1 protein-coding gene is annotated in these 950 nt (G+C 27.7%); it reads right to left on the reverse strand.

The genetic code is table 11. The features are described from left to right. Nucleotides 1–909 (reverse strand): N-acetylneuraminate synthase family protein (locus GQX97_RS12495; protein ID WP_157152237.1); only part of this gene is annotated, 909 nt, incomplete at its 3' end. Nucleotides 910–950: the final 41 nt, after the last annotated feature.

The raw sequence follows: 950 nt of genomic DNA on the forward strand, positions 1-950 counted from the left end.
TTCTGTTATCACTTCATTTTTAAGCATGCTATGATTAAGATATATACCCCTCTTAGCATAAACAAGCTCTTTCTTCTCTTGCTTGCTCATTTTCTTTTCATTCTTTAAAGCATCATTTCCGCCAAGCATCTTATTAGTATCTTTTAATTTKRAAATCATTTCTTTCATAGAATTAGTATCTAAACTTATTATATGGTCGCCCGATTTTTTTTCTGGAGTTATTGTAAAATGCTTTTCTATGATTTTAGCACCAAGAGTATATGCTATAATAGGTGCATCTATGCCTATAGTATGGTCAGAATAKCCTATAATATTTTTTTTGAAAAGTTTATTCATAACAACTATTCTATTTAATCTTGCATTCTCTAAAGGTGTAGGATACTCAACAGAACAATGAAGTAAAGCTACCTCATTATTYTTCAAAATATTTAAAGCATTTTTTATATCTTTATTTGTAGCCAAACCAGTAGATAGTATCACAGGTTTTTTAGTAGAAGCAACTTKTCTCAAAAGAGGAATATTATCTATATCACAAGAAGCTATTTTGTATATAGGMACATATTTATCCATATCATCAACAGCCTCAACAGAAAATGGAGTGCTCATTAAAATAATTTTATTTTTGTTAGCTTCTTTATATAGAGTTTCATACCACTCTTTTTTTAATACTATATCATCAACATTATCTAATGCATTTTCTGGTATTTTAAGTATTTTAGTATATTCTTTATGTGCAAATAGAGTTTTTGAAGTAAAGCTTTGAAACTTCACAGCATTAGCTCCGGCTTTAGAAGCTTCTCTAATTAATTGAACAGCATCATCTATAGAGCCTTCATGATTAGAACCCGATTCTGCGATTACAAAAAAGTTATTTTTTTTAATTAARTCTTTTAATTTAAGATTTGCCATAATRTTATCCCAAGAAGATATTAAAAATATATAGAATCATT

Origin of the sequence: Brachyspira sp. SAP_772 (assembly GCF_009755885.1) — a bacterium.
Lineage (GTDB): Bacteria > Spirochaetota > Brachyspiria > Brachyspirales > Brachyspiraceae > Brachyspira.